The 16044-nt window shown below is 57.6% G+C and carries 12 protein-coding genes and 1 pseudogene; 5 read left to right on the forward strand and 8 right to left on the reverse strand.

The annotated features are described in order from the left end of the window. The first annotated feature begins 29 nt into the window (after nucleotides 1-29). The 3 genes from ACTG2J_RS12085 (at nucleotide 30) to ACTG2J_RS12095 (ending at nucleotide 3750) form a co-directional block, all read left to right on the forward strand. Nucleotides 30-341, forward strand: coding sequence for a DUF485 domain-containing protein (locus ACTG2J_RS12085; RefSeq protein WP_040068110.1), 312 nt, complete (start codon nucleotides 30-32; stop codon nucleotides 339-341). After that, nucleotides 338-1990 carry a cation acetate symporter gene (locus ACTG2J_RS12090; protein ID WP_335848737.1) on the forward strand — a complete coding sequence of 551 codons (1653 nt, stop codon included), beginning with the start codon at nucleotides 338-340 and terminating at the stop codon, nucleotides 1988-1990. Before ACTG2J_RS12085 ends, ACTG2J_RS12090 begins: the two co-directional genes overlap by 4 nt. 167 nt (nucleotides 1991-2157) lie before the next feature. After that, nucleotides 2158-3750 (forward strand): ABC-F family ATPase, encoded by a 1593-nt coding sequence (locus ACTG2J_RS12095; protein WP_439997527.1) that lies wholly within the window; start codon nucleotides 2158-2160, stop codon nucleotides 3748-3750. 210 nt (nucleotides 3751-3960) lie between these two features. Here the strand turns inward: ACTG2J_RS12095 and ppiD are convergent. The 6 genes and pseudogenes from ppiD to tig form a co-directional block, all read right to left on the reverse strand. Then, a pseudogene (gene ppiD / locus ACTG2J_RS12100) lies at nucleotides 3961-5872 on the reverse strand (peptidylprolyl isomerase). 150 nt (nucleotides 5873-6022) lie between these two features. Next, complete coding sequence (gene hupB, locus ACTG2J_RS12105; protein ID WP_005315375.1) at nucleotides 6023-6295, reverse strand: nucleoid-associated protein HU-beta; 273 nt, start codon at nucleotides 6293-6295, stop codon at nucleotides 6023-6025. 240 nt (nucleotides 6296-6535) lie between these two features. Further along, on the reverse strand, nucleotides 6536-8890 hold the full coding sequence (gene lon / locus ACTG2J_RS12110) for an endopeptidase La (RefSeq protein ID WP_005336976.1): 2355 nt from the start codon (nucleotides 8888-8890) through the stop codon (nucleotides 6536-6538). A gap of 141 nt (nucleotides 8891-9031) precedes the next feature. Further along, nucleotides 9032-10306, reverse strand: a complete 1275-nt coding sequence (clpX, locus tag ACTG2J_RS12115; protein WP_005336977.1) for an ATP-dependent protease ATP-binding subunit ClpX — start codon at nucleotides 10304-10306, stop codon at nucleotides 9032-9034. A 70-nt stretch (nucleotides 10307-10376) separates the two neighbouring features. Continuing rightward, nucleotides 10377-11000 carry an ATP-dependent Clp endopeptidase proteolytic subunit ClpP gene (clpP, locus tag ACTG2J_RS12120; protein ID WP_005336979.1) on the reverse strand — a complete coding sequence of 208 codons (624 nt, stop codon included), beginning with the start codon at nucleotides 10998-11000 and terminating at the stop codon, nucleotides 10377-10379. Nucleotides 11001-11086: 86 nt separating this feature from the next. Continuing rightward, nucleotides 11087-12397, reverse strand: a complete 1311-nt coding sequence (tig, locus tag ACTG2J_RS12125) for a trigger factor (RefSeq protein ID WP_005336981.1) — start codon at nucleotides 12395-12397, stop codon at nucleotides 11087-11089. Nucleotides 12398-12839: 442 nt separating this feature from the next. On the opposite strand from tig, the gene ACTG2J_RS12130 reads away from it, so the two are divergent. Then, nucleotides 12840-13274 (forward strand): YccF domain-containing protein, encoded by a 435-nt coding sequence (locus ACTG2J_RS12130; protein WP_076495751.1) that lies wholly within the window; start codon nucleotides 12840-12842, stop codon nucleotides 13272-13274. A gap of 92 nt (nucleotides 13275-13366) precedes the next feature. Beyond that, a complete protein-coding gene (yfbR, locus tag ACTG2J_RS12135) occupies nucleotides 13367-13957 on the forward strand; it encodes a 5'-deoxynucleotidase (protein ID WP_047436789.1) in 591 nt (196 codons plus the stop codon). 87 nt (nucleotides 13958-14044) lie between these two features. Here the strand turns inward: yfbR and lolE are convergent, their stop codons facing one another. Together lolE and lolD are read right to left on the reverse strand one after the other, a co-directional pair. Then, a complete protein-coding gene (gene lolE / locus ACTG2J_RS12140; protein WP_439988569.1) occupies nucleotides 14045-15286 on the reverse strand; it encodes a lipoprotein-releasing ABC transporter permease subunit LolE in 1242 nt (413 codons plus the stop codon). Further along, the gene (lolD, locus tag ACTG2J_RS12145; protein WP_005336988.1) at nucleotides 15286-15984 is read right to left on the reverse strand and encodes a lipoprotein-releasing ABC transporter ATP-binding protein LolD; all 699 of its coding nucleotides are present in this window, start codon (nucleotides 15982-15984) and stop codon (nucleotides 15286-15288) included. Before lolD ends, lolE begins: the two co-directional genes overlap by 1 nt. Nucleotides 15985-16044 lie beyond the last annotated feature (60 nt).

Below are 16044 nucleotides of genomic sequence, written 5' to 3' on the forward strand. Positions count from 1 at the left end.
CGCTGACACTCATGTCATGGAGAACTGCAATGGAACAGCAAAGCTATCTGAGGATCCAGCAAGATCCCAACTTCCAGGAGCTGGTCGCCAAGCGCCAGCGTTTTGCCTGGGCCCTCTCGGCTCTGATGCTGGGACTCTACCTGGCGTTTATTCTGCTCATCGCCTTTGCCCCCGGTTGGCTCGGCACCCCCTTGAGCGAAGGGTCGACCATTACTCGCGGCATTCCTGTCGGGGTAGGTTTGATCCTCTCCTCCTTCGTGTTGACCGGCGTCTATGTCTTTCGCGCCAACGGCGAGTTTGATGAACTGAACCAGAAGATCCTCAAAGGGGTGCAATCATGAAAGGCAAGTTGCTGCTGTTGACCTCACTGGCCTCCTCTCCCCTGCTGGCGGCCGATGCAATCTCTGGCGCCGTGGAGCGTCAGCCCCTTAATGTCGCCGCCATCGTGATGTTTCTGGTGTTTGTGGCCGCAACCCTGTTCATCACCTACTGGGCCTCCAAGCGCAACCGCTCGGCTTCCGACTACTATGCGGCCGGTGGCCGTATCACCGGCTTCCAGAACGGTCTGGCCATCGCCGGTGACTATATGTCCGCCGCCTCCTTCCTCGGGATCTCCGCGCTGGTCTACACCTCCGGCTACGATGGTCTGATTTACTCCATCGGTTTTCTGGTGGGCTGGCCCATCATTCTGTTCCTGATCGCCGAGCGACTGCGCAACCTCGGCAAATATACCTTTGCCGATGTCGCCTCCTATCGTCTCAAGCAGACTGAAGTGCGTACCCTCTCAGCCTGTGGTTCGCTGGTGGTGGTCGCCCTCTACCTGATCGCCCAGATGGTCGGTGCCGGCAAGCTGATCGAGCTGCTGTTTGGCCTGCAATACCATGTGGCAGTAGTGCTGGTCGGTATCCTGATGGTGCTCTACGTGCTGTTTGGCGGCATGCTGGCCACCACCTGGGTGCAGATCATCAAGGCAGTGATGCTGCTCTCCGGTGCCAGCTTCATGGCCATCATGGTCATGAAATCGGTCAACTTCGATATCGGTGCCCTGTTTAGCGAAGCGGTCAAGGTGCACGAGAAAGGGATCGCCATCATGAGCCCGGGTGGCCTGGTTGCTGATCCCATCTCCGCCATCTCGCTCGGTCTGGCATTGATGTTCGGCACCGCCGGTCTGCCCCATATCCTGATGCGTTTCTTCACCGTGAGCGATGCCAAAGAGGCGCGTAAATCGGTGTTCTACGCCACCGGCTTTATCGGCTACTTCTACATTCTCACCTTCATCATCGGCTTTGGCGCCATCCTGCTGGTGAGCACCAACCCGGCCTTCAAGGACGCCACCGGCGCCCTGCTGGGCGGCACCAACATGGCGGCAGTCCATCTGGCCAATGCGGTCGGTGGCAGCCTGTTCCTCGGCTTCATCTCCGCCGTGGCATTTGCCACCATTCTGGCGGTAGTTGCCGGATTGACCCTGGCGGGAGCCTCTGCGGTCTCCCATGACCTCTATGCCAGCGTGTTGAAGAAGGGCAAGGCCAACGAGACCGATGAACTGCGTGTCTCCAAGATGACGACTCTGGTGCTGGGTGTGGTTGCCATTGGTCTGGGGATCCTGTTCGAGAAGCAGAACATCGCCTTCATGGTCGGTCTGGCCTTCTCCATCGCCGCCAGCTGCAACTTCCCGGTGCTGTTCCTCTCCATGTTCTGGTCACGCCTGACCACCCGTGGCGCCGTCTACGGCGGCTGGCTGGGACTGGTGAGCGCCGTAACCCTGATGATTCTGGGCCCGACCGTGTGGGTGAAAGTGCTGGGCCATGCCCAGGCCATCTTCCCCTACGAATACCCTGCCCTCTTCTCCATGGGGTTGGCCTTCGTCGGGATCTGGTTCTTCTCCATCACTGACAGCTCCCAGAACGCCGCCGACGAACACGCCAAGTTCCTGCCGCAGTTCGTTCGCTCCCAGACTGGGCTGGGTGCCTCTGGTGCCACCTCCCACTAACAGATCAAGTTCATACTTCCAAGCCGGCTTCATGCCGGCTTTTTTTATTGCCCATCAATCGGCTGCACGCCCCGCTTGCCCCGATCAAGATCACACTTCTAGCTAAAACTTTCGGGGGATCTGTGCCATAATGCGCGCCATTTGACAGACCAATCGGGACACATACCTTGTTAAGTAGCAACAACATCACCATGCAGTTCGGCGCCAAGCCACTGTTTGAGAACATCAACGTCAAGTTTGGCGGCGGCAACCGCTATGGCCTTATCGGCGCCAACGGCTGTGGCAAGTCCACCTTTATGAAGATCCTCGGCGGTGATCTGGAGCCCACTGGCGGTAATGTGAGCCTGGACGTCAACGAGCGCATCGGTAAGCTGCGTCAGGATCAGTTCGCCTACGAAGATATGCGCGTACTGGACGTGGTCATGATGGGTCACACCGAGCTGTGGGCGGCCATCGCCGAGCGCGATGCCATCTACGCCAACCTCGAAGCGACCGACGACGACTACATGAAGGCCGCCGAGCTGGAAGGTCTGGTCGCCGAGTATGACGGCTATACCGCCGAGTCCCGCGCAGGTGAACTGCTGCTGGGTGCCGGTATTCCCATCGAGCAGCACAACGGCCCGATGAGCGAAGTGGCCCCGGGCTGGAAACTGCGGGTGCTGCTGGCACAGGCGCTGTTCTCCAACCCCGACATCCTGTTGCTGGACGAACCGACCAACAACCTGGATATCAACACCATTCGCTGGCTGGAGCAGGTGCTCAACGAACGTGAAAGCACCATGATCATCATCTCTCACGACCGTCACTTCCTGAACTCCGTCTGTACCCATATGGCGGATCTGGACTACGGCGAGCTGCGCGTCTACCCGGGCAACTACGATGACTACATGCTGGCCGCCACTCAGGCGCGCGAGCGTCTGCTGGCCGACAACGCCAAGAAGAAGGCCCAGATCGCCGATCTGCAATCCTTCGTCTCCCGTTTCAGTGCCAACGCATCCAAGTCCAGCCAGGCGACCTCCCGCCTCAAGCAGATCGACAAGATCAAGATTGAGGACGTCAAGGTCTCCAGCCGCCAGAACCCCTTCATCCGCTTCGAGCAGGACAAAAAGCTCTATCGCAACATCCTGGAAGTGGAAGGTGTATCCAAGGGGTATGGCGACGGTCCCCTGTTCAAGGGCCTCAACATGATGATGGAAGTGGGCGAAAAGGTCGCCATTCTGGGTACCAACGGTATCGGTAAGTCTACCCTGATCAAGACCCTTGTCGGTGCACTGGCTCCGGATACCGGCACCATCAAGTGGTCCGAGAACGCCCAGATCGGTTACTACGCTCAGGATCACGCCGAAGACTTCGACACTGATCTCAACGTGTTCGACTGGATGGCCCAGTGGAAACAGGAGAACGAAGACGAGCAGGCTGTACGCTCCATACTGGGCCGTCTGCTCTTCTCTCAGGACGACATCAAGAAGCCGGTCAAGGTGCTCTCCGGTGGTGAACAGGGTCGCATGCTGTTCGGCAAGCTGATGATGCAGCGCCCCAATATCCTGATCATGGATAAGCCGACCAACCACCTGGACATGGAATCCATCGAATCCTTGAACATGGCACTGGAGCTCTACCAGGGGACCCTGATCTTCGTCTCCCACGACCGCGAGTTCGTCTCCTCCCTGGCGACCCGTATCCTGGAACTGACCGAAGATGGCATCCGCGACTTCGGCGGCACGTACGAGGATTACCTGCGCACCCAGGGCGTGGTATAACCCCGCTCCTGCGTAAGTTCGCAATGAAAAACCGGCACTCACGTGCCGGTTTTTTTATATCCCGTTTTTAGACGACTGAGATGGCGTATAACCGCGGTGTGACTACACGCCACAGAACAGAGCACAGAACTTGAGTCTCCTCCTCTTGCCCACAGATAAAAAAAAACGGCTCCATCAAGGAGCCGTTTTCAATGGGTTGTGCAGTGCCTATTACTCGACGGTCGCTTCCACACTGGTGAAGTACTCGATCTTGGCCGCTTTACGCAGCTCGTCGATCAGAGACTTGTAATCCACCTGGGCTTTGCCCTGACCCAGCTGAGCTTGCAGCATGGCAGCCATACCGGATGCGGCGGCAGGGACGTTGACCTTGTCCAGCGCAACCACAACGCGGTCACCATTGGTCTCGGCAACCAGAGCCACACTCGGCTTGCCGTCGATCGGATGGGGCAGCGTGAACGCCTGAGCAATCAGGTTCTGATCCAGCTCGCGATCGAAGCGGGCAACCCCTTTGTGGGTCTCCACTTTCAGACCGAGTGCAGTCAGATCGGCGGTGATGCTCTCACCGACTTTCAGCTTGTCCAGCAGGCCCTGGGCCTTGCCACGGGCCACTTCGCTAGCCTTGTCATGCTTGATGGCGGCAATCACCTGCTCTTTCACCTCGGCCAGCGGCTTGACCGCTTTGGGCTTGTGACCCGTGATGTGCAGCACCAGCGCCTTGCCGTCAGCCAGCTCGATCACGTCGGAGTTGGTGTTGTCATCGCGCAGCTGTTCGGAGAACGCAACTGAGAGCACCTTGGGATCGTTCAGCGGAGCCGGAGCAGTCGCCTGGGTGAAGAAATCGGAAGATTGAACCTTCATCCCCATGGCATCAGCGGTCAGATCCAGCGAGTCCGGGTTTTCGAAGCTGTTGTCAGCCATCTTCTGCTGCTCGGCGAAGAACTTCTCCTTGGCCTTGTCAGCTTGCAGACGAGTGATGGTCTCTTCTTTCACATCGGCAAACGGCTTGGTCTGGGCTGCTTCAACCCCCAGCAGCTTGATGATGTGGAAACCGAACGGGCTCTTCACCACGCCGGAGATCGCCAGCCTTGTCCAAGGCGAACGCGGCTTTCTCGAAGGCCGGATCCATCACCCCTTTCTCAAACCAGTCCAGCTCGCCGCCTTTTTTGGCAGAGAAGGTATCGGAAGAGTCAGCCTTGGCCAGCGCAGCGAAATCATCGCCCGCCTTGGCTTTGGCCAGCACGGCTTCTGCTTTCTGCTCGGCCGCTTTCTCATCCTTGCCAAACGGGATAAGGATGTGAGCCACGTGGCGACGCTCGGCACGCTGGAACAAGTCCTGATGCTGGTCGTAGTAATCCTGGGCATCCTGCTCGGTGACCTTGATATCCTTGGCGAGGTTGGCAGCGTCCAGCAGCAGATAGTCGACCTTGACCTGCTCATCGTTCATGAAACGGGCGCCATTGGTCTTGTAGTACTGCTCGAGCTCGTTGTCGGAGACCTGAACATCAGCCATGTAGTTGGCGGCAGCCAGACGCACCAGACGCAGATCGCGAGTCTGGTTGTAGAGCTTGTCGAGCTGCTCCGCTTCGCCCTTGAGGGAGAATTCGGTGCCCAGCAGAGCGCTCATCAACTGTTGACGCACCATGTCCTGACGCAGGGAGTCACGGAACATTTCGGGAGTCATGCCGGCACGGCGGATCAGCTGCAGATAGCGATCATTGTTGAACTTGCCGTTCTCGGCAAACTCCGGCATGACCACGATGGCTTGCTTGATCTGTTCATCGCTGATGCGCAGACCCAGTTCACGGGCCTTGCTGTCCAGCAGAGCCTGATCGATCAGCCGATCCAGCACACCGCGACGGAACTGTTTCATGTAATCGGGGTTCGCGGCCAGCTGGCTGAATGCCTCTCCCATCTGGGATTCCATGCGGGCGCGCTCGTTACGGTAGGCATTTTCCAGTGCCGCAGCACTGATCTCGGTGCCATTGACGGTGGCGGGGGCGGTACGGGCGGGGCCGTTCAGGTAACTACCTACACCAGCCAAGGCAAAGGAGAGGATGATCAGGCCCAAGATAACCTTGGCTACCTTGCCCTGCGCCCCTTCGCGTAGTTTATCCAACATCATGTTTGTACTTATGCTCCCGAACTCGATGGGCGTAAACAATAAAAAGGCGCACCGATTGCGATGCGCCTTGGTCAATCAGTATGAGAGAAGACTCTCTAACTTGTCTGGTCTGCGACCAAGGACGGTAGCCGACGGATATCAGCGACCGACTTAGTTAACAGCGTCTTTCAGGGCCTTACCGGCTTTGAAGGCAGGAACTTTACCAGCAGCGATTTCGATGGTCGCGCCAGTCTGCGGGTTACGGCCTGAACGGGCAGCACGCTCGCGTACAGCGAAAGTACCGAAACCAACCAGAGCAACCTGGTCACCCTCTTTCAGCGCTTCACCAACAGCATCAATGAAGGCATCCAACGCACGGCCAGCGGCAGCTTTGGAGATATCGGCACCGTCTGCAATCTTGTCAATCAGTTGAGATTTATTCACTCTTATATTCCCCTTTTATCAAACACCGCTGCGGCGCTGATTTCCCTGGCCACAACAAGTGGAGGTTTTATAGCAAGCCTCCTGATCAGTTGCAAGTGACAATCTGGCGCAAACCCGCGCCACACAACGCATTGCGACTCATCACGAGTACCCGAACGGTGGTCAAGGCTACTTCCGTTATCGGGCGCATGCAAGCCTTAACCACCCGCCGAATGCGCCAAATTTGCGGCGCATCAACATTTACACGACAGAAACGCGCTCAAACCCCTGTGGATTGTCCTGCAACGCCAGTTCCAGCACCTCGTCAATCCAGCGAACCGGGTAAATTTCAAGGTCTTGTTTGACGTTTGCCGGGATCTCCTCAAGGTCACGCTCGTTCTCTTTCGGAATAAGCACTCGCTTGATGCCGCCACGGTGGGCTGCCAGCAACTTCTCCTTGAGACCACCGATGGGCAGCACTTCGCCGCGCAAGGTGATCTCCCCTGTCATCGCCACATCAGCACGAACCGGATTACCGGTCAAGCTGGAGACCAAGGCGGTACACATGGCGATACCGGCGCTCGGACCATCTTTCGGGGTAGCCCCTTCCGGTACGTGCACGTGGATATCGCGCTTCTCGTAGAAGTCGGCATTGATGCGCAGCTTCTCGGCACGAGCCCGTACGACCGTCATGGCCGCCTGGATGGACTCCTGCATCACGTCACCGAGAGAACCGGTATAAGTGAGCTTGCCCTTGCCCGGCATGTTGGTGGTCTCGATGGTGAGCAGATCGCCCCCCACTTCGGTCCACGCCAGACCACACACCTGACCCACCTGGTTCTGGTCGGTGGCCTTGCCGTAATCGAAACGCTGCACCCCGAGGAACTCCTTGAGGTTCTCCTGATTGACCTGAACATGCTTGATACTCTTGTCCAGCAGGATACGCTTAACCGCCTTGCGACAAATCTTGGAGATCTCGCGCTCCAGACTCCGCACCCCCGCCTCGCGGGTGTAGTAACGGATCACTCCGACCAGGGCAGAATCTTCGATGGTGATCTCGGACTCTTTCAGGCCGTTGCGCTGGATCTGCTTGGCAACCAGATGCTGCTTGGCAATGTTGAGCTTCTCATCTTCGGTGTAACCGGAGAGACGGATAACTTCCATCCGGTCCAGCAAGGGGCCCGGGATATTCATGGAGTTGGAGGTGGCCACGAACATCACGTCCGACAGGTCATAATCCACTTCCAGGTAGTGATCGTTGAAGCTGTTGTTCTGTTCCGGATCAAGCACTTCCAGCAAGGCGGATGCGGGATCGCCGCGCATATCCGAGCTCATCTTGTCGATCTCGTCGAGCAGGAACAGCGGGTTCTTCACACCGACTTTCGCCATCTTCTGGATGAGCTTGCCGGGCATGGAACCGATATAGGTACGGCGGTGACCGCGGATCTCCGCTTCGTCACGCACCCCACCGAGGGCCATCCGCACATATTTGCGGCCTGTCGCCTTGGCGATGGATTGGCCCAGCGAGGTCTTGCCTACACCGGGAGGCCCAACCAGACAGAGGATAGGGCCCTTGAGCTTGTTCACCCGTGCCTGTACCGCCAGATATTCGAGGATGCGATCCTTGACCTTCTCGAGGCCATAGTGATCGGCATCCAGCACCTCTTGCGCCTTGCCAAGGTCTTTCTTGACCTTGGAGCGCGCCTTCCACGGCACCTGTACCATCCAGTCCACATAGCTGCGAACCACGGTAGCCTCGGCGGACATGGGAGACATCATCTTCAGCTTGGCAAGCTCGGCCTGGGCCTTTTCACGGGCATCTTCCGGCATGCCAGCCTCTTCAATCTTGCGATTGAGGGCTTCAAACTCATCCGGGCTATCTTCCAGCTCACCCAGCTCTTTCTGGATGGCCTTCATCTGCTCGTTGAGGTAATACTCGCGCTGACTCTTTTCCATCTGCTTCTTGACGCGAGTACGGATGCGCTTCTCGACCTGCAGCAGGTCAATTTCCGACTCCATCATCGCCATCAGGAATTCGATGCGCTCGGAAACCGAGACGATCTCCAGCACCTTCTGCTTGTCTTCCAGCTTGAGCGGCATGTGGGCCGCCATGGTGTCAGCCAGACGCGCTGCATCGTCGATCGCCGAGATCGAGGTCAGTACCTCGGGCGGGATCTTCTTGTTGAGCTTGATATAGCCTTCAAACTGACCGATGGCGGAGCGAACCAGCACTTCCTGATCCTTCTCCTCAATGGCTTGGGAGGGGATGTACTGGGCCTCGCAGACAAAGAAATCCTTGTCGTCGATCATCCGCTCCAGGCGGGCACGCTGCCCACCCTCTACCAGCACCTTGACGGTGCCGTCCGGCAGCTTGAGCATCTGCAGAATATTGGCCACTGTCCCGACGGTGAAGATCTCCTCCACCGTTGGCTCATCGGTTGACGCATCCTTCTGGGCCACCAGCAGAACTTTCTTGTCCTGCTCCATGGCCGCTTCCAGACAGCGAATAGATTTTTCCCGCCCCACAAAGAGTGGAATGACCATGTGGGGATAAACCACCACGTCACGAAGAGGCAGGACGGGAATCTCGATGCGTTCTGAACGCTCTAGGTTCATATATGTCCTCTCGGCTTGTTATACCGTTGGCAAAGCGCTTGGCTGAGTATATGGGGGCGCTGAGATGAGATTCAATCGCCGAAACCGTAAAAAGCATGAAAGGGGCAAAAAGCCCCTTCCATTTGATTAAAAATCAGACATTTACTCTGATGCAGCAGCCTGGGTTTCGGGATTTTCGTAGATCATCAAGGGCGCAGAGTCCCCTTTGATCACTGTCTCGTCGATCACCACCTTGCTGACCCCTTCCAGAGAAGGCAGGTCATACATGGTATCCAGCAGCACGGCTTCCACGATGGAACGCAGACCACGGGCACCGGTTTTACGCTCCATCGCCTTGCGGGCAATGGCGTTGAGCGCATCGTCACGGAACTCCAGCTCAACCCCTTCTAGGTCGAACAACGCAGCGTACTGTTTGGTCAGCGCGTTTTTCGGCTCTTTCAGGATCTGGATAAGGGCAGACTCGTCCAGCTCGGTCAGGGTCGCGACCACCGGCAGGCGGCCGATGAACTCGGGGATCAGACCATACTTGATCAGATCTTCCGGCTCTACCTTGGCGAAGGTCTCGCTCAGGGTGGCCTTGGCATCCTTGGATTTCACCTCGGCGCCAAAACCGATACCGGTTCCCTTCACGGAACGCTGCTCGATCACCTTGTCCAGACCGGCAAAGGCACCGCCACAGATGAAGAGGATCTTGGAGGTATCAACCTGCAAGAACTCCTGCTGCGGATGCTTGCGACCACCTTGCGGCGGCACGGAAGCGATGGTCCCTTCGATTAGCTTGAGCAGTGCCTGCTGCACCCCTTCCCCGGAGACATCACGGGTAATGGAAGGGTTGTCTGACTTGCGGGAGATCTTGTCGATCTCGTCGATGTAGACGATGCCACGCTGGGCCTTCTCTACGTCGTAGTCGCACTTTTGCAGCAGCTTCTGGATGATGTTCTCCACGTCCTCGCCCACATAACCGGCTTCGGTCAGGGTGGTCGCATCGGCCATGGTGAACGGCACATCCAGCAGACGAGCCAGAGTCTCGGCCAGCAGGGTCTTGCCGCTACCGGTCGGGCCAATCAGCAGGATGTTGGATTTGCCGAGCTCCACACCACTGTTTTCGCCGCTGTTGCGCAGACGCTTGTAGTGGTTGTAGACGGCAACGGCCAACACCTTCTTGGCGTACTCCTGCCCGATCACATAGTCATCGAGATGAGCGCGGATCTGATGAGGGGTCGGCAGCTCGTTACCATCGCGCTTGGGCGAGATCTCGCGGATCTCTTCGCGGATGATGTCGTTGCACAGCTCGACGCACTCATCACATATGTAGACGGAAGGGCCAGCGATCAGCTTGCGCACTTCATGCTGGCTTTTGCCGCAAAAAGAGCAGTAGAGCAGCTTATCACCCTCACCCTTGCGTTTCTCTGTCATTCAGCAACCTCGTTTTATCAATAGAGGATGGATCGGCCTGTTGAGTTTACAACAGACCGGGACACCCTGCTCAGCTACGCTGGCTCAGGACACCGTCTACCAGGCCATAGGCCACGGCCTGCTCGGCGGACATGAAGTTGTCACGATCAGTATCACGCTCGATGGTAGCCATGTCCTGACCGGTGTGGAAGGCCAGGCGCTCGTTCAGGGTATTTTTGATCTTCAGGATCTCCTGGGCGTGGATCTGGATATCAGATGCCTGACCCTGGAAGCCACCCAGCGGCTGGTGGATCATCACACGGGCGTTAGGCAGGCAGAAACGCTTGCCCTTGGCGCCACCGGCCAGCAGGAAGGCACCCATGGAGCAGGCCTGCCCCATGCAGACGGTGCTGACATCCGGCTTGATGAACTGCATGGTGTCATAGATGGACATGCCCGCAGTCACCGAACCACCCGGCGAGTTGATGTAGATATAGATGTCCTTGTCCGGATTCTCGGACTCGAGGAACAGCAGCTGGGCAACCACCAGATTGGCCATGTGATCTTCAACCTGACCAGTCAGGAAGATCACCCGCTCTTTCAGCAGACGGGAGTAAATATCGTAGGAACGTTCACCCTTGGCAGTCTGTTCGACCACGATGGGGACCAGCGCATTGCTGGGAGAATCGGTCATATCGTTATAGTTCTTGTACATAAGGCATTGTCCCTAAAATAAAATGGCCCGAGTGGAGATCACACGAGCCATTATACTTAACAGTCTTGACCTTAAGTCAAATGTTCTTAGGCAGCGGCGCCAGACTTGTTGATCACTTCGTCAAAGGCAACTTCTTTTTCGGTCACTTGCGCTTTGGACAGGATCAGGTCGATAGCTTGATCTTCTACTGCCAGGTTACGAACGCCGTTCAGCATCTGTTCGTTCTTCTGGTAGTACTCGATCACTTCCTTCGGATCTTCGTAGGCAGTGGCCATGGACTCGATGATGCTGTTTACACGGGCATCGTCAGCCTTGATCTCGTTGGTACGGATCACGTCGCCCAGCAGCAGACCTACGCGTACACGACGCTCGGCTTGAGCCTGGAACAGTTCAGCCGGCAGCTCGGGAGCGTTGCCGCCCTGGAAGCCACCGAAGCGCTGCAGAGCCTGCTGACGCAGTGCGTCGATCTCTTGAGCAACGGCAGCTTTCGGCAGGTCGATTTGGTTGGCTTCAACCAGACCGTTCAGAACCTGCTCTTTCACGCTGTTTTTCAGGGCTTGAGCCAGTTCGCGCTCCATGTTCTTGCGCACTTCGGCTTTCAGCTCTTCAACAGAACCGCTTTCGATACCGAAACGCTTCACGAACTCTTCGGTCAGCTCAGGCAGGATCTGCTCTTCAACCTTGATCAGCTTGGAAGCGAACTTGGCTTCTTTGCCTTTCAGGTTTTCAGCGTGGTAGTCAGCCGGGAAGGTCACTTCGATGGTGAACTCGTCGCCTGCTTTCTTGCCCATGATGGCGTCTTCGAAGCCCGGGATCATACGGCCAGCGCCCAGCACCAGGTTGAAGCCTTCAGCTTTGCCGCCGTCGAACTCTTCACCGTCAATGGAACCGACGAAGTCCATGGTCACACGCATGCCATTGGCAGCGGCAACATCGGCATCAGCCCAAGTAGCGTGCTGCTTGCGCAGGGTGTCGATCATGTTGGCCAGATCTTCATCCTTCACGGTCGCAACCGGCTTCTCGACCTTGATGGTCTCGAGACCTGCAACTTCGAACTCCGGATACACTTCGAAAGTGGCGGTGAATTCGAAATCCTGACCTTCTTTGATCTCTTTCGGATCCATGGTCGGGGCACCGGCCGGGCTCAGTTTGTTTTCGATGATGGCTTTGATGAAGTTGCTCTGCATCATTTCATCAGCAACGCGGGCGTGAGCCATGGCGCCGAACATCTTCTTGATGATGGCAACCGGAGCCTTGCCAGGACGGAAACCGTCGATGCGACGAGTTTTGGCCAGGCCATTCAATTCTTTACGCACAGCGGCGTCTACGGTAGCGGCCGGTACAGTGATGGTAAGACGGCGTTCCAGACCCTGGGTTGTCTCTACAGAAACTTGCATTCTTCTACCTCGTTCAACTCAGCACTGTGTGCTGACCCTTTATTGCCCCTGGGCAAAGCCCGGAGTCTTCCTGTTTATAAAGACAACGATATGTCTTTGTGATGAGAAAATATGACGCGGCATTATAGCGGCGCACTTTGGTCGAGTCGAGCTACACATCCCCCACATTGAGCGGCGTGCAAGCACAATTCGTGCAAAACTGCCCTTTATATGGGGAGAGAGGTGCCCGACTTCAACTATCCGATGGCAATAATTTTGCGTTTGCTCACCTTTATTTCATCCGAACGCCGCTTTATTACCCATCTTTCGCCGAAAAACAGCCCACCGTTGCGGGCGGCGACTCAATTTGACCAGCCAAATGGCGATTGGACCAATCAACCATTGCGTCCCTATCCCTCCCTCGTTATGGTGGCAACCAAATTGATGATCTGGAGTCACTCACATGGCCTTTTTCCGCTTCTTGTTCAATCTGCTCTGGTTTGTACTGGGAGGTGTCTTTATGGGCCTGGCCTGGTGGCTGGCCGGTCTTATCTGCTTTATCTCGCTGGTCGGCATCCCCTGGGGACGTGCCTGCTTCGTCATCGGCACCTTTACCTTCTTCCCGTTTGGCAAGCAGGCCGTTAATCGCAAGACCATGACCGGCCAGAGCGATATCGGCACCGGCACTCTGGGGCTGATTGGCAACATCCTCTGGTTCGTGCTGATCGGCGTCTGGCTGGCCATCGGCCACATCGCTTCCGCGCTGGCCTGCTTCGTGACCATTATCGGTATCCCGTTCGGTATCCAGCACCTCAAGCTGGCGCTGATCAGCCTGGCTCCTATCGGCCAGATGATTGTGACCAACCAGGAGGCGGAATCGGGCCGCTATATCCGCTAAACACGGGAAATGCGCGGGCAGACGCTGCCCTGCAACGAAAAAAAGGGCAGACTAGGGTCTGCCCTTTTCTATTCTCTTTTGTTGAGGCCATCATGTTACCCAGCCACTTTTTCGCCAATCTCGCCCGCATGAAACTCATCTACCGCTGGCCCCTGATGCGCAACATCCAGCCGGAAAACATCGCCGAGCACAGCCTGCAGGTGGCCATGGTGGCCCATGCCCTCGGCATCATCAAAAACCGGCTTTTTGGCGGCAGCGTGAATGCCGACCGTGCCGCCGTGATGGCCCTCTATCACGACAGCAGCGAGGTTCTGACCGGCGATCTGCCCACCCCGGTCAAATACTTCAATCCCGAGATCGCCCGCGAGTACAAAAAGATAGAGCTGGCCGCCGAGCAGCGTCTGCTTGGCATGCTGCCGCCGGAGCTGGTGGAGGATTTTCGCCCCCTGCTCGATTCGGCAGCCCAGGATGACGAGCTGGCCAGGCTGGTCAAGGATGCCGACACCCTCTGCGCCTATACCAAGTGTCTGGAGGAGATCAACGCGGGCAACCGGGAGTTCGAACCGGCTCGCAAGCGCCTTGAAGCCATGCTGGCAGCCCGGATGAGCGATGAGATGCGCTACTTTATCGACACCTTCGTAGCCAGCTTCTCCCTGCCACTCGATGAGCTTAACGCTCACTAAGCCAGTCTACATGACCTGAAAACAGAAGGGCCCGCCGGTTTGCACCAGCGGGCCCTTCGTTCTTTATTGCGCATTAGATGCAACGCATCAGTGACCCAGCTCGCGAGATGGCACCAGACCGCTCGCCCGCCAGGCGGGATAGAGGGTCGCCACCAGGCTCATCAGGATGGCAGCGCCCGTCACGATAAGCAGATCCTGCATATGCAACTCGGTCGGCAAGAAGTCGATGAAGTAGATATCCGGATTGAGGAAGCGGTGGCCAATAAGCTTCTCGATGACACCCAGGATCTGGGTCAGCTTGCTCGAAAGCAGCCCGCCCAGCAGGGCACCAAGCAGGGCACCGGCCACGCCGTTGACCATCCCCTGAATGACGAAGGTAAGCCGGATCTGACCGGGGCTCGCCCCCATGGTCTTCAGGATGGCGATCTCGCTGCGCTTCTCGTTCACCGCCATCACCAAGGTGGAGACGATGTTGAAGCAGGCGACGGCCACCACCATCAGCATCACCACATACATGACGGTACGCACCATCTGGATGTCCTGATAGAGGTAGCCCTGGCTGTTCATCCAGCTGCGGATATAGACGTGATGAGGGAACTGCTGTGCGGCGGCTACGGTGATGGATTGCGCCTTGAGCACATCGCTCACCCGCAGGCTGAAACCCTCCACATCACTGCCCATGCCGGTGATCCCTTGTGCATCGGCCAGATGCATAAAGCCGAGCAGGCCGTCGAGCTGACCGCCGATCTCCAGCAGCCCCACCACGGTCAGGGCTTCGCGGCGGGGATTCTTGATCCCCGCCTGATCGCCCCCTTGCGGCAGCAGCAGGGCAACAGAATCCCCCACCTTGACGCCCAGTTTGTCGGCGATGGTCTTGCCAAGGATCACCCCACGTTCACCCGGTTGCAGCTCACGCAGACCACGGCCCGTCATGTATTTGCCGGCATCAGACAGATTGGCTTCCAGATCGGGTAACACAGCGCGCAGTTGCACCCCCTTGAGGGCAGAGCCATGCTCCAGCAGGCCATTGAGGCGAATGACCGGCGCGGCCGCCTCAACGCCCGGCTGGGCCAGCAGATAGTCACGCAGACGTGGCCAATCCGGCAGCGGCCGCTCGACGGCGTCCAGCTCACCTTGCGGCACGACCGAGAGCACCCGATCTTTAAGCTCCCGCTCGAAACCGTTCATAGCAGAGAGGCCCAGGATCAGCGCCATCACCCCGAGGGCAATACCGATCAGGGAAGAGGCAGAGATAAAGGCGATAAACCCGTTGCGACGGCGGGAGCGGCTGTAACGCAGGCCCAGAAAGAGGGGCAGCGGTTTGAACATCAGGCAACCTCCGCCATCACGCCGCTCACCAGGGTCACCCGGCGATGGAGCTTGGCCGCGAGGCTCAAGTCGTGAGTCACTACCACAAACGCAGTGCCCAGTTCACGATTCAGTTCACACAGCAGTTCGTACACCGCGGTGGCACTGGCGTGATCCAGATTGCCGGTAGGTTCATCCGCCAGCACCAGACTCGGTTCGTTGACCAGTGCTCGGGCGATCGCCACCCGCTGACGTTCGCCACCAGAAAGCTCGGAGGGACGGTGGTTCAAGCGATGGGAGAGCCCCACCCGCCCCAGCATCTTGGTTGCCTTTTCGGTGGCAACCGCCACCGACTCACCGGCGATCAGCAGCGGCATGGCCGCATTTTCCAGCGCACTGAACTCGGAGAGCAGGTGGTGGAACTGGTAGACAAAGCCCAGCTCGCGGTTGCGAAAACGGGCCTGGGTACGGCTGTCCCAATGGTGAATATCCTCCCCCTTGAACAGCACAGCGCCACTGGAGGGGTTGTCCAGCGCCCCCATCAGATGCAGCAGAGTGGTCTTGCCGGAGCCCGAGCTCCCCACCACCGCCAGCATTTCACCGGGCGCGACGCAGAGATCGATCCCCTTGAGCACCTGAGTCTCCAGCTCCCCCTCTTTATAGACATGGTTGAGCGCCTGGCAGCGCAGCAGAGGTTCACGGGATACGGCTTCATTCATAACAGGGGCTCCACTTACGCCAGTGACCACAGAGGCACCAGTAACAACGCCGGTACTCGC

The sequence above is a fragment of the Aeromonas sp. 6P genome, from assembly GCF_051919525.1.
In the GTDB taxonomy this organism is placed as follows: Bacteria; Pseudomonadota; Gammaproteobacteria; order Enterobacterales; family Aeromonadaceae; genus Aeromonas; species Aeromonas veronii.